The organism is Micromonospora sp. LOL_013, assembly GCF_048060315.1.
GTDB lineage: Bacteria > Actinomycetota > Actinomycetes > Mycobacteriales > Micromonosporaceae > Micromonospora_E.
The window spans coordinates 105931-125854 of sequence record NZ_JBHMIQ010000003.1; the positions used below are offsets into that span (position 1 = coordinate 105931).

The window sequence follows — 19924 nt, forward strand, 5'->3', positions numbered from 1 at the left end:
TGCGCCGGGCACCGTGCCTTGGCCCCGGTGCGCCGCGTCCGGATTCCGGACGACCCGTACCTTGTCGCTGATCCGTCAGGAGTTGTCAATGTCGCAGGGTGATCCGGTCGACCCGTGGGCGGATGTCGATCCGGCAGTCGTCGTCATCGGCACCCCGACGGGTGAGCGCAGCGGCGATGTCGGCATCGACAGTGCCGCCACGGGCCCCGGTGGGGTGTCGCGTCCCGGCACGGTCGACGACCTGCCGCCGACCCGACCTCGGCGGCCGGCGCTGCTGCTCGGCGCGCTCGGCACGGTCGCCGTGGTGCTGACGATCGCAACGGCCGTGGCCTTCGTGAACCGGCCCGATGAGATCGGGCCGCAGGGGGCGGTGGCGCTGACCGGCGAGCCGGCGGATCCGGGAACGTCCGATCCGGCAGCACCGTCGCCCAGCGCCACGCCGAGCCCGACGGCGTCACCGGCAGGCCGGAATCGGCAGGCCGTCGCCGCGACGGCGTCGCCCGCCGCCCCGGCGCAACCCGCCACCGGCGCGATCCGGACCGGCGCGTTCGTCGGCGCGACCAGGATCGGCAGCCAGCTCAACGCGAACACGACCATGTACGCAGGCGAGTACATTCTCTCCCCCGACGGCCGGTTCGGCCTGCTGATGCAGACCGACGGCAACCTCGTCGCCTACGGTCCGTCGCCCTGCGGGGCGCCCCGACCCAACATCTGCCAGGGCCCGTACGACTGGTGGTCCAGCAAAACCGATGGCCAGCCCGGCAGCCGGGTCGTCATGCAGAGTGACGGCAACCTCGTCATCTACCGCCCCGACGACAGCGTCGCCTGGGCATCGAACACCGAGGATTCCGGCGCGACCAGGGTGATGGTCGCCAACCAGGGCCACTTCCATCTGACCCGCGGGGACGGCTCGACGGTGATGATGCTGGCGGGCCTGTCCGAACAGAACAGCTCCCTGTCGTACGCCGGCACCATGCCGGCCGGCTACCGGCTCACCGCCCTGCGGTACCTGTCCTCGCCGAACGAGGTCTACCACCTGATGCAGCAGCAGGACGGCAACCTGGTCCTGTACGGGCCCGGCAACAGCGTGCTCTGGTCGTCCGGCACACACCAGATCGTGGTCGGCGGCATGAGCGTGTGGGAGACCAGGATGCAGCCCGACGGCAACCTCGTCGTCTACGACAGCTCGGCCGCTAGCGCGGCGGCGGTGTGGGCGTCGGATTCTGTCGGGGCTGGCCCCAGCCCGGAGTTGGTGCTGCGCGACGACGGGAACCTGGTGCTGCGGTCCGGGTCCACCCGGCAGGTCTTCTGGCAGACCGGCACCGGTGGCCAACCGTAGCGAGTGCACGCCTCTGGCCCCTGGTGGCCTGGACACTCGCGTCCGGCGCGTGGTAGCAGTAGGTCCACCAGGTGTGGAAGTTGGCGCACTTGATCTGCGAGTGCAGCCAGACGTCCTCGACCTGAGCGTGCTCGGCGAGCAGAAATCCGGCCAGTTCGGTCAGGCAGATCGGCGGTACGGCGACGTGGGGCATGATGCCGGTCGGCGGGTTCTTCGACGGCTTCCTGGTCCAGGCGGTCGGGGAACGGACCGCACTGTGGGTGTGCGCCGTCGGGATGCTGGCCAGTTTGCTGCCGAGGCTCGGCCGACCGGTGCTCCGGCTGCCCCGCGACGCCGGCATCGACCAAAGACGACCAAGCCCGGTCGGAGCCGGTCGCTCGGGCGTCTTCCGCTGCGCGTTCCCGGCGCGGGTCTGACGCAGTCTCGCACGATCCTTCCCCCGTCCCTTCCCCCCGTCGCCGGTCGTCGTCTTGCCGGTCGCGCCTACTCCGACTGAGGTCCGCACGGTGCATCGATCCACTCCGCAGCAGGAGCTAGCAGCGACGGCTTGGGCTTCAACGCGCGGGCGTCACACCTGATGGGACGACATGGATCGGTCTCGTAGCGCGCGACTGTGCACCTAGATCATCGACATGCATTGACAGTCTCCCTGGCGTGCCCAGATAATGATGAACCTCAGTAAAACGATACACTGGACTTAGGGTAACGATGCGACTACTCTGCGCCATGGTCCGCGGACCTCCACCACGCCGCCACCACTCGCTCCGGACCGGATTTACGTCGTCGATCACCCCGGTCGGACCCCGGGCGGCTCCGGCCGACCCCGGGAGCGAGCAGGGTCCGATCGATCTCCGCGTCCCGGGCGAACAAGCCCGATCGATCTCGACGTCCCGGCCGATCGAGGCAGACAGCCAACTGGTTCTCGACGCACCGACCTCGCCGCAACAACCGTCCCGATCTGCGATCCGGAAGGAAACCCGCACCATGGGAACAATCAGAAGACGGACCACGTCGCTCGCGCGGATAGCAGCAGCAGGCCTCATCGCCGCAGTTGCCTCCGGCACGCTGGCCAGCACCGCGAGTGCCGACACCGTGGCCGTCGCCAATCCCGGCTTCGAAAGTGGCTACTTCGACGGCTGGCGTATTATCAACTCCCGCAAGGTGGCTCTTTCTGATATCGGCAATACCGGCCACCATTCGGCCAAGATCCAAGGTACGGGCGGCGAAGTCCGGCAAGACGTCACTGTGACGCCCGGCACCGACTACACCTTGACCGCGTACGTCCGGGGCAAGGGCGTCATCGGCGCCAGGGTGGGCGGCGACACCTACACCTCTTCCGGCGGTGGCCGTGGCTTCGAGCCGGTCAGCGTCGACTTCAACACCGGCAGCGCCAGCACCGTCGAAGTTTTCGCTGCCTACGGCGGCAAGACCGGCCGATTCGACGATTTCACCCTGTCCACCGGACTGGCACCGGGCACCGGCTTCGACCCGGGCGTCTGGGACAGTTCGGAGGCGGGCGACTACATCAAGTCAAGCGACCCGTACGTATTGAGCTTCGACGGCTTGGAGCAGTTCACCGTCACCGGCAAGGGCGGCGGTCCGCGCGACGAACTGAAGACACCGGTGAACGCCAGGAAGGCTTCGGACGAGATCTACGAATCCTTCTCAGCCGACATCAGGTTCGATCTCGACGACGGGGTCAAGCTCATCGCCCACCAGATCCACGCCGGCACCGGTGCCGGCTTCTCCACCCAGGTCAAGCTCTATGTACAGGATTCCAGCCCGCTCGGAATCTTCAAGGGCGAGGGCGAACAGGACTTCTCCATCGACGACTACCCGCTGCTCGAGGGCGTACCCAGCAACGGCGTCTTCGACGTGTACGTTCGTGTCCAGATTCCGGGCTTCGTGAGCGGTGACGGTGAAATCAACGAGGAGATCTTCGACCTCGGCACCATCCGGAGCGGAAAGACCATGAGGTACGAGTTCATCAACGACTACGGTGTGGTCACGGTCAACTCGACCATCGGCCGTACGTCGACCAGCTTCACCTACGACATGCAGGATTCCCAGGCGTCCTACATGAAGTTTGGAAGTTACGTCCAGGCCCAGGACGCCGAGAGCGGCTGCAACGTCACCAACGATCTCGACTGCGAGTACCCCGGGTGGGTACCGTACGGCGAAGCCAGCAGCCCGGAAGAGGCGGAGGTGCTCTGGCGGCAGTACTTCGCCGACTCCGACATCAGCACGGCCAGGGTCACCTTCAGCAACGTCGTACACACGGGAGGACCGCTCCAGTAGCCGCCTCGACGAGACATAGGTAACGACGCCAACATCCGCCGCGGCGGCTGATCGGCACGCGCCGATCGTCCACGACAGGCGAGCTCGCGTGGTACTGGTCGTGGAAATGGGAGCCCGACTCACGTCCCCACGACCAGTACCACAGCCAGAACCAGAACCGATACAGCGCGATTGCCGGATGGGCACACCACAGGCACGCTCTGACCTTCTGATGCCGTCAGCTCCCTCGGCACGACCGACACCGGTCGCGTCGATGGTCGAGCGACGCGAGAATTCCGCCTGCCGGCTGACGCCTGCGCGGCATCGCCACATGAGGGACACCCCGACAGTTGGCGCATCGCCTGGCAGCTGCGAGCACTGCACAAATTTTCCTATTGACGTGTGTGACTACATCTCCTACTCTCACCTGGCACCGATGCCCAACAGTTCACAACTGTGAACGAATACCTTTCTTGATGTGACGAATCGGCGCGCGACGAATCGTCCATCAAGGATGAAACGGCATCGACACCCATCACCAACCACCCTGAAAGGCGACAACCAACGATGAAAAAGCTCCGCAGACAGCGACTCGTGACCGCGCTGCTGGCGACCACAGCCACTCTCGCGGCCTCGCTCCTCACCCCAGCGAGCGTCGCCACCGCCGCCGCCCCATGCGACTACCCGGCCCAACAGCTCAACCTGACGAACTGGAAAGTCACGTTGCCGACCGGGTCATCCGGATCGCCGACCGAGATCAAGCAACCCCAACTCGCAACCTATTCGAGCAATCCGTGGTTCAAGGTCAACTCCGCCTGCACCGGGGTGCAGTTCCGATCCCCGGTCAACGGTGTGACCACGCCCAACTCGAGTTACGCACGCTCCGAGCTCCGCGAGATGGCCAGCAACGGCACTAAGAACGCCTCCTGGTCGGCTACCTCGGGCACTCACACCCTGACCTTCCGGCTGGCATTCAACAAGCTCCCGAAGGACAAGTCACATGTCGTCGGAGCCCAAATCCACGACGGCGACGACGACGTCACCGTCTTCCGTTTGGAAGGTAGCAACCTGTACATCACCAAGGGAAACACCACTCACCACAAGCTGATCACCAGCAACTACAAGCTGCACACGGTCTTCGAGGGCAAGTTCGTCGTCAGTGGTGGCAAGATCAAGGTGTACTACAACGGCACCCTGCAGACGACCATCTCGCACACCGCGTCCGGCAATTACTTCAAGGCCGGCGCCTACACCCAGGCAAACTGCGGTAACTCCTCCCCGTGCAGCAGCTCGAACTACGGTCAGGTAAGCATGTACAAGTTGCTCGTCAATCACTCCTGACAACAGGTGATCTGTCGGGAGCCCCGGAAGCGGGGCTCCCGACACCACGAAGCCACACCGGACAGTTGCAGCACCACCCACCCCGCTGATGGCGAACTGCCTGGTATTCACCGGTACAACGGCCGTCATCAGACCACCTCCTGACCACCTCCCAGCCACGGCCCCGGCGTTGTTCCGGATTGATTGGTTCTGTCCGTGTTGAGAAACGGACGAGAGGCGAGTTGCAGGACGAGCGCGACTCCTGATGATCTTCCGGGTGTCTAAGTCCTGAAGGTCATCGCTGGAGTCGCGCTCGTGACGTCATCTTCCCTGATAGACCCTGTTGTTGACCACCTCGCCGACATGGCGTTGTGGGAGGCCGAACTCGCCGCGGACGTGGCGGCGGCCGATCCGCTGCAGGTGGTGTCCCCGCTGGTGACCCGGCTGGCACAGGTGCCGGACCCACGCCGGCTGCGCGGGCTACGCCATCCGTTGCTGGTGATCCTGGTCCTGACCGCATGCGCCACCCTCGTGGCCGGCAACGACAGTCTGGCCGCGATCCGGCAGTGGGCGGCCCGGACCCCGCAGGACGTCCCGCACCGCCTCGGCGCCCGCCGCAACCCGCTGACCGGCCGCTACCTGGTGCCCAGCGAACGCACCTTCCGGCGGGTCCTGGCCGCCGTCGACGGCGATGCCCTCGACACGGCGACCTGTGGCTATGCGGCCGACATCGTCCGTGGCGACGCCCCCGTCCCGCAGATCCCCGCCGCCGCGGACGAGCCCGTCGAACGAGAGCAACGCCGCGCCGTGACGCGGGCGGTGACCCATCCGGCGCCGGCCGGGCTGTTGCCCGCGGTCGCAGTCGACGGGAAACTGCTGCACGGCACCCGCACCACGTCCGGTCAGGTGTTCCTGGTCGCCGCGGTCACCCACGACACCGGTGCGGTTCTGGGGCAGCGGCAGGTCGCCGACAAACGCGGCGAGACCACCGTGACCGAAGACCTGCTCGCCCCGCTGGATGTGGCCGGCTTGCTGCTCACCCTGGACGCACTGCACACCACGAAGAAGACCGCCCGGCTGATCACCGGGCCCCCGCACGCCCACTACCTGCTGATCCTCAAACGCAATCAGCCCCTCGCCCTGCAAGCCGCCCAAGCCCTGCTGTCCGGCAACGACATCGAGTTCGCCGACCAGACCGACATCGACTCCGATCGCGGGCACGGACGCACCGAACGCCGCACGATCCGCGTCGCACCTTCGACGACAGCCTGTTCCCGGGCGCCCGACAGGTGTTCCGGCTACGCCGCGACACCGGCGGACTCGACGGCGTACGCACCAGCAAACAGATCATCTACGGCATCGTCAGCCTCGACGCCGAACAAGCCCGCCCGCAGCACCTCAACGCTTACCCGAGAGGGCACCGGGCGGTGGAGAATCGTCTGCACTGGACCCGAGACGTCACCTTCAACGAAGACAAATCCCAGCTCAGGACCAGCACGGCTCCCCGCAACCTGGCCGCCATGCGCAACCTGACCCTCAACACCTTCCGCCTTGCCGGACGAGCCCGTTCGTGGATCGCGCGTTTCTGGCTGACGACCCGTACCTCGCCGCTGACGGACGGCTGGAGGCGAACATGGTCGGGGCTCGGGGCTGTCCCTACGACTGCTCGTTCTGCGGAGCGGCCGTGTCAGCCAACCCTGACATCACCATCCGCACCCGTACGCCGGAGAACATCATCGGGGAAATGGTGGACCTGCAGACACACTGCGGGGTGACCGCCTTTCGCTTCGTCGACGATCTGTTCCTGGGGTACGAGCGCTTCATCCGACCCTGCATGGCCACGTTCACGGCAGCACGCATTGGCGACCGCTTCGTCTGGGATGCGACCGGCCGCATCAACATCCTGCACCGCACGAGCGACGACATGCTGCAGACGTTGAAGCTCAACGGCTGCCGGGAGGTCGCACTCGGCATCGAGTCCGGCAGCGAGCGAGTTTGGTGCTCGCCTGCCTCGTCACCGCTGACCGGTATCACCACCTGGAGCACACCACATCCTGCCTGCCTTCCGGACAGGCACCATGGTCGTCTGTGACCGGTACGTGCCGACCTCTCTCGTGCTGCAGCGGCTCGACGGCGTCGATCCAGAGTTCTTGACCCAGCTCAACCGGTACGCGGCCAAGCCCGACCTGACGGTCGTGTTGACCGGAGAGCCGGAGCGTTCAGCCCAACGCGCGTCAGACCGTGGCGTCTACAGCCGGTTCCACTATGGCGGGGCAGGAGCTCGGGCAGTCGAAGACCGGCTCTACCGAGACCTTGTACGCCAGCTTCGCGAGACCGATTCGGACGTGCTGCACCACGAGGTCACGGACGAACCGGCCGAGGCCGTGGCAGCCGTCGTGCTCGGTGCCGTGCTGCAACGGTGGGAACAGCGATCAGGCTGAGGCGAGGGCCGCGCGGACGAGGGAGTCGTACGTTTCATCGGTACGGGACGCCGCGATCCCGAGCGAAGCAACGAACGCCGCCAACTCGGCCTGCACCGCCTCACCCGGCACGCCGTCGGCCACCATGCGCTCCAACTCCAGGAACGTGCCCAGTCCCGCGACCTCGTCCACGCACAGCTCACCACCGGGCATCCTGGCGGTACGGCGTACCTTGGCGATCCGCACCGTGGCGCGGAAACCCATCGCCAGGATGGCGTTGTGCATCTGCTGGCGGTCGGTGACCTCCGCCTCGTACTCGTCACACGACAGGGCGTTCTCTGCGGGGCGCTTCAGGGTGAAGGTGTGCCGCCCGTCAACGGTCCGCAACCGCACGAAGGGGACGCCGAGCTTGCTGTCGCCGTACGACCAGTCCTCAGGCGCGTACGCCTGATCGTCCTGCACGACCGGCGCACCCAGCTCGATACCGCGCGCCTTCAGCGCGGCGAGCAGCGCTTCGGTGTCCTGGACGCGGTATTTGACCTCGACCTCGCGCACAGTGCCTCCGTCGTTCCCGCCATGCTGACGGCGCAGCTTTGCACGATCAGCACGACGGAGCAAAGCAACGCGCCAGCGCGGGTCCGGCAACGGACGACGCTGGCCGCGGCGATAAGGAAGGTTGTTCATGCGCGAGTCAGAGCACTGTCAGGTCGTCACGGCTACCGACTCCCGTGCGGTGGCGGAGACACTGGCCGATACTGCGGTCGCGGCGCGGCTGGCTGCCTCCGCGCAGGTCGCCGGCCCGATCAGGAGCACCTACAGGTGGCAGGGCGATGTGGTGGCCGCCGAGGAGTGGCGGGTGACGCTCAGGACCACGGTCACCCGGTACGCGGAGCTGGAGGAACACATCCGCGCCCGCCACAACTACGAGGTGCCCGGCATCGTGTGCATGCCGATCGTTGCCGGATACGCACCGTACCTCAAGTGGATGGCTGCCGAGACGAAGGAACGCTGACCGCTCACGCCACGTATGTCAGGTGCCGGTCGTCCAGCTCGGCAGCGCCGGGGCATCGGACTTGTTCCGGGTCAGGTGATCCAAGCCGTCCCAGTTCAGCCGACCCGCAGGGCGGCGGCCATGGGTGGTTGGTCGACCGGGTCGCCGGAGCGGCGCATCGCCCACAGCGGCGGCCCGCCCGCCGGCAGGTGCGCCACCCGTACGACCCGGTAGCCGTGGCGTTCGTAGAACGCCTTGGACCGAGCGCTGCTCGCCTCCACCACCGCCGGCATCCCGATCCGATCCAGCCGGACATGATGCGCGGCGAGCAGCGCCGACCCGATGCCCTGACGTCTCAACCAGGGTGCCGCCGCCAGGAACGCCAGGTGGTGGTGCCGGCCGGTCGGCTCCAGCCGGCCGGCGGCGAAGGTGTAGTGCGCGTACGGGCCATGCCGGTCACCGCAGGACCGCAACCTGCGCCGCTGATGCTCCGCCCCCAGCAGCCGGTCCGCCGGGTGCGGATACCAGATCGCCACCCCGTCGCAGTGCCCGACCACATCGACGATCCCGTGCCGCACACCGAACTCCAACTCGGCGGTGAAGAACCGGTGCATCGTCAGGTACCGCAACGCGTGATCGTTGATCAGCCAGGACACCACCGGATCCAGCACACACGACTGCGCCAACAACTCCCCCAACGGCTCGACGTCGGCGGCCGTCGCCGGCCGGACGGTCAGCATGGCCGCCACGTCCACACCAGGAACCGGTCGAACAACTCCGCCGCCGTAACCTCGGGCAGGTCGAACGCCGCCTCGGTCATCCGCTCCACCGCGTACGTCGCCAACGCGACCGGCCCGAACACCCCCGCCAACTCGACCCGCGCCACCGCACACGGCCACACGTCGCCGCAGCCGGCACACGACCACGACGGCCGCACCGCCACATGACCACCACCACCGCCGCTGTCGGCCGCCGGCTCCGCACCGGCAACATCGCGGTACGCCGTACCCACGACCCGGCCGACCCCAGGTTGCCCGTCATGGCGGACGACCAGCACCCCACCACCAGCAGCGGCCAGGTCCCGCAACTGTGCCCTCACTCCGACCACCGGCCCCGGTTCACCCGAGCCGCGTCCACCGCAGCCCGACCCACAGCCCCGGACCGACCAGCACCCGCCGCACCAGGCAGACCGGCCGGACCCGTCGGGCTGAACCGCACCGAATGCCGAGGACCACACTCCGGACACCGCAACGTCGCCCCACACACCGGACACCACCGCCGCTTCAACTGGAACGTGAAGAGGCCAACGGCCAGTCCCGCCAGCGCCGCCAGCACGACTCCTAACAAGGTCAACATTCGCCGCTCCCCAATTCGAATTGAAATCTGACTCCACCCTGGACTGGAGGGGCGAATAGGCGGAAGATGTCGGGTGGGCACTCACCAACCACTAACTCTGGGAGCGTCAAGTTGCCTGACACGAACGAGTTTCGACACGCGCTTCGCCGCGAGCGCATGGCCCAAGGCATGTCGCAAGACGCCCTCGGTGCCAAGATCCCTATTAGCGGATCGCAGATCGGAAACTACGAGTCCGGCAAGTCGATCCCGCCACTCGACATCGCTGACGGCCTTGACAAGGTTCTGGGCACCGGGACGGAGATGCGGGAGCTCGCCGAGGAGGCGCGCGGGGAGGCCGTTGCCCCTGGCCTGCGGCCGTGGACGGAGAACGAGGAGCGAGCCACCCTCCTGCGGATGCACCAGCCGCTCGTCATCCCGGGTCTGCTCCAGACCGAGGAGTATGCCCGAGCGATCATCACCGCAGGTGTGCACACCGAGTTGCAGGTCGAAGAGATGACCCGCGAGCGGATGGAGCGAAAGGAAGCCACCCTGGACCGCGCCGACCCGGTGACATTGACGGCGATCGTCGGCGAGCCCGCGCTGCGGTACGGTGACCCGTCGATCATGAAGGACCAGCTTGCGCATCTGGTGGACATCGGCCACCGGCCGAACGTCCTCGTGCGGGTGATCCCGTTCTCCGTAGGATTGCACCTCGGCCAGGCTGGGGCGTTCATCGTGGCGACCCTGGTCGATGGCGACCGTGTTGGCTACATCGACGACCAGCTCACCGGGAGGATCGTCTCCACAGCTCGGGAGGTGGGTAGGCTGGAGAGGTTGTGGGAGAATGTCAGCGATGTGGCCCTATCCCGCCGGCAGTCACGAGACCTAATTCAGAGGATGATCGATGAACACGGTTGAGCCGATCTGGCGTACGTCCTCCCGCAGCAGCAGCAACGGTGGCGAGTGCGTCGAGGTAGCCGACAACGTCCCCGGTCGCGTGCTCGTCCGCGACAGCAAGGACCGCGACAGCGGGGCCCTGACCTTCGCGCCTGCTGCCTGGCAGTCGTTCGTAGCCGAGGTCAGCTCCAAGCACTGACCTGGCGTCCAGTGCGGATTGCCATCACCGGCCATCGAGGGCTCAGCGACGAGGTCAGCGGCCTTGTCGTGCGAGCCCTCGATGTGCACCTCGCGCATGTGACCGGCAACCTCGTTGGCGTCACTTGCCTCGCCGACGGAGCTGACCAGCTCTTCGCCGAGGCGGTGCTCCGGCACGGCGGGAAGCTCGAAGCCGTTGTCCGCGCCCAGGAGGACCGCGACGGCCTGCCCGAGCACGCCCACGCCGCGTACGACACGTTGCTCAGTCATGCCGTAGCTGTCCACCGCTGCGACTACCGGGTCTCCGACTCAGTTGCCCACATGGCCGCAAGCGAGTCGATGGTCGACCACTCGGACCAGCTCTTTGCCGTCTGGGATGGGCTGCCCGCCCGAAGCTACGGCGGAACCGCCGACGTCGTCGCCTACGCCAAGTCTCATGGCGTCCCCGTGACCGTCATCTGGCCGCCCGGCGCCTACCGTGACTGACCAACCCATCGGCAACGGCACTCAGGCCACTCACGCAGCACCAGATGTCGGCGCGACCTCGGCATCCCAGCGCATCGCGGTGGTCACCGGAGCAAACCGAGGGCTCGGCCGGGCAGTCGCCCAGCAACTGGCAAAGGCCGGCCTCCAGGTCGTGGTGACCGCCAGAAGCGACGAAGCCGCAGAACGGACAGCCGCCGAGCTGACCGGGCTCGGCCTGTCGGTCTCGGGTCACCAGCTCGACATCACCGACCCCGCCAGCGTCGCCCGCGCCATGGCCGACGTCGGCTACCAGTACGGCCGGTTCGACGTCCTGGTCAACAACGCCGCCATCGCCATCGACCGAGGCCAAGCGGCCAGCGCAGCCGATACGGAGAAGGTCGCCGCGACCCTCGACGCGAATCTCATGGGAACCTGGCGCTGCTGCACCGCCGCCATTCCTGAAGTGAAGCGAAACGGGTACGGTCGCATCGTCAACGTCACCAGCCACATGGGTACGTCCGCCGAGATGGGCACCGGTAGCGTCTCCTACCGCGTCTCCAAAGCAGGCGTCAACGCGCTCGCCCAGATCCTCGCGGCAGAACTACACCACAACAACCTCCTCGTCAACGCAGCGTCGCCGGGGAAGGTCGGCACCCGCCTTGCCTACGGCAAGGCCAACCACACCCCCGACGACGCAGCCGGCACCTTCGCCTGGCTCCCTACACTCCCCGACGACGGACCCACGGGCCAACTCTTTTACAACCACAAGCCTTTTCCCTGGCAGAGGGAAGCGGGAGCCAATCGGGTTGCCACCATGACTCAGCCCTCATAAATAACTGGCACTACCGGCGCACCGCCGCCTGCCCGAAGGAAGTACGGGCTCACCTCTTACCAGGTACCCAAGCTAGCGTCAACGCATTGTCCAGATCATCACAGCGAAACACCCAGCACAACATCTTCGTCAGCGTAGCGTCAATCAAGAAAGTCAACACCTTTCGATCGACGGCACAGCAATTCAGATTATCAGGCGTATCTGATACCCTTCACTCGACTGACGACGCCGACCGCCGACATGCCCAGCCGCGCCGACCACTGGGCGTTCCTCCTCTGGCAATAGCTGCTAGTCACCAAAGTTTCGCCGTCCTTCCGGATCAGCATGGCGACGAATCTCACGAGCAACAATCCCGGAAATTGCTGCTGCTACTCCAAGCGCTACCACAGCAGCGGGAACAACCGCGAATCCAAGTCCAATCGCAGCAGCCGCGACCGCACCAGTAACGGCCCCTGCCGTCCCAACGGCTGCGGGCACGGACTGAGACTTCGGGACTGGCGGCTCCCTCGGATCTTCCGAACTAGGCCCAGTCATAAACTTTAGCTCCCGCAACGACAGCTCCCAATAGTATGAGAATACCGAACGAGTTTGCAACGACAATCCATCCCATACCCTTTATCCGAGCATTCGGACCGTAGGCAAACACCCGAAGAAGGAACGGGAAAGCACTGCAACCCAGGACAATAGAGACAAAGCTAGCAAGAACCTGAGCAACAGGTACGGCTTCACCTTGATTGGCGGCAACTATAACCGAACCAGCCAAGGCAAGACTTGCTGCGACAATCCAGTCAGACCAGAACAACGCATCATCGCGAGTCAACCCGTGGTTTTTATTTGGAAGATCCGTCCTGCTAATACCCTTCATAATCACCTGAAGAACAGCAGTACCTACAGCCACAACCAGGGTGATAATCAAAGCGCTCAGCTCGGCCCCCTGAAGGTAAGACGATACACAGATCTACCATACCCGAAAGGCATTCATGATCACATCCATCCAGCAAGACCAGCAAGAGAGAGGAAACCGATTTCCCGGTTTCGTCGTCACAGATTGCAAGCAGCCTTAAAGAGGAGGCACCTCAGCAAACCGCATACGACCTGGTAGGAACATGATCGCCTTCGATGCCCCCGTCTTGGTCATAACAGCATCCACAGAGCGTTACAACCAACGGTGGGCTGACTTCAAACTGTCGGATTCTGGCACCTTACGGCACGGGCACCACAGACCTGGTGGACAGCCGAGCAATTCGGCAAATGCCGACCCCCAGGGCTTTGTCGAGGCATGCGCTCAGCTGCGGGTTCGGACATCGACGCCGGAGAACAGCCACCGCACGGCTTAAGGGTACGCCGGGTTGTCGACACCTCTTGCCCAAGACGTCGACCCGAAGGAGCATTTGCCAGAATTCCGACATTATGTCGAATATTGGATCCTTTTTCAAGAGTACTGGACGCGCCAGGCTACCGGCACCGCCAACGATGCCAATCCTCTGGCCGACACGCTGCTGCCGGCATCAGAGGACGGCGGTGAAATTCGGATGCTCCCGCTTACTCAAATTGATGGAGAGTCGGCTCTGGCGTCGGAGCGATCGGCTAGAGCCTCGGCGAGGGCGGTGAACTCGCGTAGGGCGGCTTGTAGGTCTTCGACGATCTCCTGGGCAATGACCTCGGGTGGCAGCAGTGCGTCGGCGTCCTCCAGCGAGGCGTCCTTCAACCAGGTGATGTCCAGGTTGACCTTGTCGCGGCTCAGCAGCTCGTCGTAGTCGTACGCCCTGAACCGCTCGCTCTCCACCCGCTCGGCCCGGTCCTTGCCCGGCAGATAGCAGTCCCGGACGAACTCCTCCAGGTGCTCCCGGCGCAGCGGGTTCTGCTTGAGCGTGAAGTGCTGGTTGGTGCGGAAGTCGTACACCCAGAGCTTGCTGGTCCAGGGCTCCTCGCGGGCGCGCTTGCGCTCGAAGAACAGGACTTTGGCCTTGACCCCACCGGCGTAGAAGATGCCGGTTGGCAGCCGCAGCATGGTGTGCAGGTCGTACTGCTTGAGCAGCCGCCGCCGGATCGTCTCCCCTGCCCCGCCTTCGAAGAGCACGTTGTCGGGCAGCACCACCGCGGCCCGCCCGTCGATCTCCAGCATCGAGGCGATGTGCTGCACGAAGTTGAGCTGCTTGTTCGACGTCGTCGCCCAGAAGTCGGCGCGCTCGATCTCCCGATCCTCGCGGCTGGCCCGCCCGTCACCGCTGATCATGCGGATCGACGAGCTACGCCCGAACGGCGGGTTGGCCAGCACCAGGCTGACCTTGCTCGACGGCTCCCGCCCGAGCGAGTCACGGACGTCGATCAGCGACGGGCCGCTCGGCGTACCGATGCCGTGCAGCAGCATGTTCATGGCCGCGAGCCGCGCAGTGCCGTCGACCAGCTCGGTGCCGAAGATCCCGCCGTTGGCGAGGTGCCGGGCCTGATCCCGGGTCAGGCTGTCACCGTGGTGCCGCTGGATGTAGTCGTACGCAGACAGCAGGAACCCGCCGGTGCCGCACGCTGGGTCGGTGATCGTGTCGTCCGGGGTGGGCTGCACGCAGTCGACGATCGCCTCGATCAGCGCGCGCGGCGTGAAGTACTGCCCGGCACCCGACTTGGCATCTTCCGCGCCCTTGGCCAGGAGCTCCTCGTAGGCGTCGCCCTTGACGTCGACGCCGGCCTGCGACCACTGCTCCTTGTCGATCAGGTCGACAATCAGCTTCTTGACCTTCGCCGGGTCCTGGATCTTGTTCTGCGCCTTGCGGAAGATCGTGCCGAGCGTGCCGGACTCCTGCCCGAGCCCGCTCAGGATGTTGCGGTACTGCACCTCCAGCCGGACACCGTCGCTGTCGAGCAGCGTCTGCCAGCTCAGGTCCCGCCGGCACGATCTGCTCCGGCTTGAGCGGCCGGCGCGCCCGCTCGTCGGCCATCTTCAGAAACAGCAGGTACGTCAGCTGCTCCACGTAGTCGATCGTGGAGACCCCGTCGTCGCGCAGCACGTCGCAGTAGTTCCACAGCTTCTGCACCAGCCGGCGCGAATCCACGTTGCTCACAGCAACTCTCCCTGCTGAAAATCGGCCCCAATCGCCCTGGTCGGCTGGATCGTGGAGATCACCACCGCCGACGAGTCGAGCATGCCCGACCCGGTCAGCCGGTCCACGTTGAACAGCTCGGTGAACTTGCGCCCGTCGCCCGGCGTGGCGTAGCCGGCGTACTCGCGCAGCGTCTGCCGGCCCAGGTTGTTGCGGTCGACCAGGAACAGCACGCGGGTCGCCTTGGCGTGGTGCAGCAGCCGGTAGCTGCTGGTCACCGCCATGAACGTCTTCCCGGCACCGGTCGCCATCTGGATCAGCGACCGGGGGGCGGTCGGCGGCCAGGGCCCCTTCGAGGCCGCGTACCGCATCGATCTGCGCCTGCCGCAGCCCCTGCTCCGGCAGTGGCGGCAGCTGCCGCAGCCGGGCGCGCAGCGTCGGCGCCGCCGGATCGTCGTCGGCCTCGCGCATCCACCGCGCGAGGGTCTGCGGCCGGTGAAAGGCGAACACCTCCCGGGTACGCGGCTGCGGGTCGAGCAGGTTGACGAACGCCGTCTCGGTGCCGGTGGCGACGTAGCCGAACGGCAGCGGCGCGTCCCGCCGCCACGCCGACATCCGCTGCGCGGCGGTCAACCCGTGCAGGTAGCGGTCCAGCTGCGCCTCCACCCCACGCGGCGCGGTGCCCTCCCGCTTGGCTTCGACCACCCCGACCAACCTCTGCTGTACGTAGAGCAGGTAGTCGGCCCGGCCGGTGGCCAGGGTGACCTCCCGGACGGCGACCCCGGCGACGCCGCTGTCCCCCGCGTACAGGTTGATCTGGGTTTCGTCCTGGACCTGCCAGCCGGCGGCGGTGAGCTGCCGGTCGATCTCGGCCCGGGTCTGCACCTCGTTGAGCGGCTCGGCCGAGGCGCGCCGGGCGCGGCTGATGAAGTCCTCGCGCTTGGCCGCCGACACCTTCGCCGGTTTGCGGGCGGCGAACTCCTGACTGGCCGCGGTCATCTGCGGCTCCAGGTCGGCGACCAGCTCGGCGGCGACGGTCCGGCGGGCCGCCGATTCGGTGACCGCCCGGTCGGCGGCGGCCCGCGCCGCTGCCTGCGCTGCCGCCACCGACGGCTGCCCGTGGAGCAGCAGTTTCGCCTCGGCCAGCTCCTGGCGGTAGCGGTCCAGCTCGGCCTGCAGGCCGTCAACGATGTGCTGCGGCACCTGCTGCGGTGGTGGGCTGGGCGGGACGAAACCGATCGGGCGGCGGTCGTCGGTCAACGCCCGGTGGAACCATACCCCCAGCTCGAAGCAGTCGCGCAGCAGCTCCAGCGCGGTCCGTACCTGGTCGAGGTGATCGTGCACGGCCTGGTTGCCGACCTTGCGCAGCCGGGTGAACGCCTCGTTGATCTTTGGAGTGAGCACACCGGCCGCGTTGAGCGCCCGTACCTGGTCGACGAACCTGTCGCTGCCGGCCCTGGTGCCGGTGCGATTCACCAGCTCATGGGCGAGGGTCTCGCCGAACGCCCGCGCCTTGAACATTGACGACTGCGCATCAACAAAGATCAACGACTCCGCGCCGACGCCGTACCAGACCAGCATTTCATGATCCACAAGGAACCCGAAGTTGGCGGACTGGTTGGCAAGGCGACGAATTCGCTGATGATCCACAACTCTCCACAGGGTACATGACCGATGTAGAACGCCAGAGCTTATCCGTGCTCGGGCCAAGACGGCATCGGCCGGAAAGTATCTGTTCGATACCGATCGGGCAGACCCCGCCGACCCGTCACGGTGGGATTCGCCTGCAGTCGGCCCTTGACCGGCCGACCGGCATCGTCGTGGCACCTCACCCCGGGCAGGGGCCGGCAGCGGCCGGGTGAATGATGGCCAGGTGAGCGAGTACCAGTACTACGACTTCCGTGCCATCGACCGGCCACTTGACGAGCAGCAGATGGCTGAGCTCCGTACGCTGTCCACCCGGGCGGAGATCACCCGTACCAGCTTCACCAACGTGTACCACTTCGGCAACTTCGGCGGCGACCCGCTGGCCATGGTCGAGGAGTACTTCGACGCGCACCTCTACATCACCAACTGGGGCACCCGGCAGCTGGTGCTGCGGCTGCCGCTGCGGCTGCTCGACCTGGGGACCGCCCAGCAGTACTGCTGGGCAGAGCCGGCCGAGGCGTACCAGTCGGGTGACAACCTGATCCTGAATTTCTTCCGCGAGGACCCCGACGGCGTCGAGGACTTCGACCGCGACGGCGACGGCTGGCTCGCCAGCATCGTCGGCGTCCGCGACCAGCTCGCGGCCGGCGATCACCGTGCCCTCTACCTGGCCTGGCTGTTCCTGATTCAGGACGGCGAGTTCGGCGACGAGGCGACCGAACCGCCGGTGCCGGCCGGGCTCGGTGACCTGACCGGCGCGCTGTGCGAGTTCGCCGAGTTCCTGCTGATCGACCCCGCCCTGATCGCCGCCGCGGCGCAGGGCAGCGCCCCGGAGGCCGCCGGTGCCGCCGCTGACCCGGACCAGCTGGCCGACTGGATCGCCCAACTGCCCGCCGCCGACAAGGACACCGCGCTGCTCGGCCTGCTACAGGGCGACGGGCTGGCTGTCACCGCCGAACTGCGGCAGCGGTTCCGGGCCGACACCGGTACGGCGGCGGCCGACCCTGCCGGCAGCAAGCCGCGCACCATCGGCGAGTTGCTCGACGCGGCGGAGACGATTCGGGAGCAGAGCGAGTAGTTCGACCGGGTGTAGTCCCAACGGCCGACCACGACTGGGCCGATGACCCACCTCCGCCGTGGCGGACGGTCGGGCTCACCGGCCCGGTCGGCTGCTCCACAGTGGCGGTTGCGGCAGCTAGCGTGCAGCGGGTGAAGTGGCCTAGCCCCGCAACCCTGCGCCACCGCGTCCTGCTACCCACACTCGGCGTAGCGATACTACTCAGCGCGAACGTGCCACCACTCTACGGTTTTACCAGTGACTGGCTGCACGAGCGCACGCTCAACAGCGTCGAGTACCAGCGGGAGCACGGCTACTGGCAGGTCCTCGAACTCCCCGAGGACCAGCGGGTCAACGCCATCCACGCCGCGCTGCTGCCCACCGGCAAGGTGCTGCTGATCGCCGGCTCAGGCAACGACCGGGAGCAGTTCGACGCCGGCACGTTCAAGACCCTGCTGTTCGACCCGGCGACCGAACAGACCGAACTCGTGCCGACCCCGGAGGACCTGTTCTGCTCCGGGCACTCGTTCCTGGCCGACGGCAACCTGCTCGTCGCCGGCGGCACCCAGCGGTACGAGGTCCTCGAATCCGACATCGAACGGGCCGGCGGCACCATGCTGGTCAAGAACGAATCCCCGGACGGCGGTCCGCGCAGCTTCGTCAAGGGCACCGAGTTCGTCGCCCCGGACGGGCGGCGCTACTCCGCCGGGCACGACTTCGTCGTACCGCCGGCCACCAAGACCGACGGACCGGGCGACCGGGTCGTCGTCACCGCCAGCGAAACGGAGGTCTGGGTCGATGCAGCCGGCTTCGGCGACGAGTACGTCGTCGAACGGCAGACCCAGTACCGGGTCAACGGCCTGGTCGGCGCCGAGGTGCAGGACATTTACGGCCTCGCCGAGGCGATCACCATGGACAAGCAGGACTACCAGGGACTCGACGCCGCGTTCGAGTTCAACCCGTGGACCGAACGGTACGAGCGGGTCGACGACATGCACGTCAAACGCTGGTACCCGACGCTGACCACGCTGCCCGACGGGCAGGTGCTCACCGTGGCCGGGCTCGACGGCAGCGGCCAGGTCCTCGACGGCACGCAGCACGAGATCTACGACCCGCAGACCAGGAGCTGGACGCTGCGCCCCGACCTGGAACGGTACTTCCCGACGTACCCCAGTCTGTTCCAGACCGCAACGCCCGACCTGCTGTTCTACACCGGATCGAACGCCGGCTACGGACCCGACGACCAGGGCCGCGACCCCGGCCTGTGGGATCTGAGCGACAACACGTTCACCGAGGTCGACGGGCTACGCGACACCGACCAGCTGGAAACCAGCATGAGCGCCTGGGCCGGCCCGGTGCAGGAGCAGCGGATCATGGTCGTCGGCGGCGGCGGGGTCGGCGAGTCGGCGCTGTCCAGCGACCGGATCGACCTCATCGACCTGACCACGGCCAACCCCCGGTTCACCCCCGGCCCGGACCTGCCGGACGGGACCCGCTACCCCAACCTGGTGCAGCTACCCGACGACACCGTGCTGATCACCAACGGCTCCAGCGACTACCGGGGCCGCGGCCTCAGCGACAACCACACCGCCCGGATCTTCCACCCGGACAGCAACACCCTGACGGTCGCCGCCGACCCCCATGTCGGCCGCAACTACCACTCGGCGGCGTTGCTGCTGCCCGACGGCCGGGTGCTCACCGTCGGATCCGACCCGCTTTTCCGCGACGCCAAGAACAGCATCAGCGGCGAGTTCGAGCAGCGGCTGGAGCTGTACTCCCCGCCGTACCTGTTCGGCGGTGTTCGTCCGGTCCTCGGCAGCGTGCCGGAGCGGATCGAACGTGGCGGCAGCGTCACCGTGATCAGCCCGCACGCCGACCGGATCGACCGGGTCCGGCTGATCCGGCCCGGCGCCGCCACCCACATGCTCAACAACGAGCAACGGTCCGTGGCGGTCGACTTCACCGCCACCGCCCACGGGCGGCTGGAGCTGAGCCTGCCCGAGGAGGCCACGATCCTGCCGTCCGGGCCCTACCTGCTGTTCGCCGTCGACGCCGCCGGGGTGCCGTCGGTCGGCGTACCGGTGATGGTGCGCTGAGCCCTGCGCACG

At 66.7% G+C, this 19924-nt stretch carries 20 protein-coding genes and 2 pseudogenes; 14 read left to right on the forward strand and 8 right to left on the reverse strand.

Annotated features, from left to right (window positions below; all coding sequences use genetic code 11):
• Positions 1–88 precede the first annotated feature (88 nt).
• From ACFHWS_RS03545 to ACFHWS_RS03575, 7 genes are all read left to right on the forward strand, one after another.
• Positions 89–1339: a hypothetical protein gene (locus ACFHWS_RS03545; RefSeq protein ID WP_416567610.1), complete on the forward strand. Its 1251-nt coding sequence runs from the start codon at positions 89–91 to the stop codon at positions 1337–1339.
• Positions 1340–1530: 191 nt separating this feature from the next.
• Positions 1531–1755: a hypothetical protein gene (locus ACFHWS_RS03550; RefSeq protein ID WP_416567611.1), complete on the forward strand. Its 225-nt coding sequence runs from the start codon at positions 1531–1533 to the stop codon at positions 1753–1755.
• A 568-nt stretch (positions 1756–2323) separates the two neighbouring features.
• On the forward strand, positions 2324–3637 hold the full coding sequence (locus tag ACFHWS_RS03555) for a polysaccharide lyase family 7 protein (RefSeq protein ID WP_416567612.1): 1314 nt from the start codon (positions 2324–2326) through the stop codon (positions 3635–3637).
• Between the two features lie 573 nt (positions 3638–4210).
• The gene (locus ACFHWS_RS03560; RefSeq protein WP_416567613.1) at positions 4211–4957 is read left to right on the forward strand and encodes a polysaccharide lyase family 7 protein; all 747 of its coding nucleotides are present in this window, start codon (positions 4211–4213) and stop codon (positions 4955–4957) included.
• Positions 4958–5251: 294 nt separating this feature from the next.
• Positions 5252–6469 carry an ISAs1 family transposase gene (locus ACFHWS_RS03565; protein ID WP_416567614.1) on the forward strand — a complete coding sequence of 406 codons (1218 nt, stop codon included), beginning with the start codon at positions 5252–5254 and terminating at the stop codon, positions 6467–6469.
• 37 nt (positions 6470–6506) lie between these two features.
• Positions 6507–7028 carry a radical SAM protein gene (locus ACFHWS_RS03570; protein ID WP_416567615.1) on the forward strand — a complete coding sequence of 174 codons (522 nt, stop codon included), beginning with the start codon at positions 6507–6509 and terminating at the stop codon, positions 7026–7028.
• On the forward strand, positions 7015–7377 hold the full coding sequence (locus ACFHWS_RS03575; RefSeq protein WP_416567616.1) for a hypothetical protein: 363 nt from the start codon (positions 7015–7017) through the stop codon (positions 7375–7377). Before ACFHWS_RS03570 ends, ACFHWS_RS03575 begins: the two co-directional genes overlap by 14 nt.
• Here ACFHWS_RS03575 and ACFHWS_RS03580 read toward each other — a convergent pair.
• On the reverse strand, positions 7369–7911 hold the full coding sequence (locus tag ACFHWS_RS03580; protein ID WP_416567617.1) for a class IV adenylate cyclase: 543 nt from the start codon (positions 7909–7911) through the stop codon (positions 7369–7371). The two genes, ACFHWS_RS03575 and ACFHWS_RS03580, sit on opposite strands and share 9 nt — an antisense overlap.
• Positions 7912–8038: 127 nt before the next feature.
• Between ACFHWS_RS03580 and cutA the strand changes: the two genes are divergently transcribed.
• Positions 8039–8368, forward strand: a complete 330-nt coding sequence (cutA, locus tag ACFHWS_RS03585) for a divalent-cation tolerance protein CutA (protein WP_416567618.1) — start codon at positions 8039–8041, stop codon at positions 8366–8368.
• A 95-nt stretch (positions 8369–8463) separates the two neighbouring features.
• Here cutA and ACFHWS_RS03590 read toward each other — a convergent pair whose 3' ends face one another.
• Together ACFHWS_RS03590 and ACFHWS_RS03595 are read right to left on the reverse strand one after the other, a co-directional pair.
• A complete protein-coding gene (locus tag ACFHWS_RS03590; protein ID WP_416567651.1) occupies positions 8464–9087 on the reverse strand; it encodes a GNAT family N-acetyltransferase in 624 nt (207 codons plus the stop codon).
• Positions 9081–9446 (reverse strand): hypothetical protein, encoded by a 366-nt coding sequence (locus tag ACFHWS_RS03595; protein ID WP_416567619.1) that lies wholly within the window; start codon positions 9444–9446, stop codon positions 9081–9083. The genes ACFHWS_RS03590 and ACFHWS_RS03595 overlap by 7 nt, the downstream gene beginning before the upstream one ends.
• A 368-nt stretch (positions 9447–9814) precedes the next feature.
• On the opposite strand from ACFHWS_RS03595, the gene ACFHWS_RS03600 reads away from it, so the two are divergent.
• The 4 genes from ACFHWS_RS03600 (at position 9815) to ACFHWS_RS03615 (ending at position 12074) form a co-directional block, all read left to right on the forward strand.
• Positions 9815–10600: a helix-turn-helix domain-containing protein gene (locus ACFHWS_RS03600; RefSeq protein ID WP_416567620.1), complete on the forward strand. Its 786-nt coding sequence runs from the start codon at positions 9815–9817 to the stop codon at positions 10598–10600.
• Positions 10587–10778: a DUF397 domain-containing protein gene (locus ACFHWS_RS03605; protein WP_416567621.1), complete on the forward strand. Its 192-nt coding sequence runs from the start codon at positions 10587–10589 to the stop codon at positions 10776–10778. The genes ACFHWS_RS03600 and ACFHWS_RS03605 overlap by 14 nt, the downstream gene beginning before the upstream one ends.
• An 11-nt stretch (positions 10779–10789) precedes the next feature.
• Positions 10790–11263: a hypothetical protein gene (locus tag ACFHWS_RS03610; RefSeq protein WP_416567622.1), complete on the forward strand. Its 474-nt coding sequence runs from the start codon at positions 10790–10792 to the stop codon at positions 11261–11263.
• A 73-nt stretch (positions 11264–11336) separates the two neighbouring features.
• Positions 11337–12074 (forward strand): SDR family NAD(P)-dependent oxidoreductase, encoded by a 738-nt coding sequence (locus tag ACFHWS_RS03615; protein WP_416567652.1) that lies wholly within the window; start codon positions 11337–11339, stop codon positions 12072–12074.
• A 520-nt stretch (positions 12075–12594) separates the two neighbouring features.
• On the opposite strand, the gene ACFHWS_RS03620 is transcribed toward ACFHWS_RS03615, so the two are convergent.
• The 5 genes and pseudogenes from ACFHWS_RS03620 to ACFHWS_RS03640 all read right to left on the reverse strand — a co-directional run.
• On the reverse strand, positions 12595–12990 hold the full coding sequence (locus ACFHWS_RS03620) for a hypothetical protein (RefSeq protein WP_416567623.1): 396 nt from the start codon (positions 12988–12990) through the stop codon (positions 12595–12597).
• A 630-nt stretch (positions 12991–13620) separates the two neighbouring features.
• Entirely contained in the window at positions 13621–14907 is a 1287-nt protein-coding gene (locus ACFHWS_RS03625) for an HsdM family class I SAM-dependent methyltransferase (RefSeq protein WP_416567624.1), read from the reverse strand.
• A gap of 139 nt (positions 14908–15046) precedes the next feature.
• A pseudogene (locus ACFHWS_RS03630) lies at positions 15047–15133 on the reverse strand (hypothetical protein); the annotation flags it as partial.
• Positions 15130–15396, reverse strand: coding sequence for a DEAD/DEAH box helicase family protein (locus ACFHWS_RS03635; RefSeq protein ID WP_416567625.1), 267 nt, complete (start codon positions 15394–15396; stop codon positions 15130–15132). The pseudogene ACFHWS_RS03630 and the gene ACFHWS_RS03635, both read right to left, overlap by 4 nt.
• A gap of 1081 nt (positions 15397–16477) precedes the next feature.
• Positions 16478–16693 (reverse strand): annotated as a pseudogene (locus ACFHWS_RS03640) (hypothetical protein); the annotation flags it as partial.
• Between the two features lie 292 nt (positions 16694–16985).
• On the opposite strand from ACFHWS_RS03640, the gene ACFHWS_RS03645 reads away from it, so the two are divergent.
• On the forward strand, positions 16986–17837 hold the full coding sequence (locus ACFHWS_RS03645) for a hypothetical protein (RefSeq protein ID WP_416567626.1): 852 nt from the start codon (positions 16986–16988) through the stop codon (positions 17835–17837).
• A gap of 212 nt (positions 17838–18049) precedes the next feature.
• Complete coding sequence (locus tag ACFHWS_RS03650; protein ID WP_416552254.1) at positions 18050–19912, forward strand: galactose oxidase-like domain-containing protein; 1863 nt, start codon at positions 18050–18052, stop codon at positions 19910–19912.
• Positions 19913–19924: the final 12 nt, after the last annotated feature.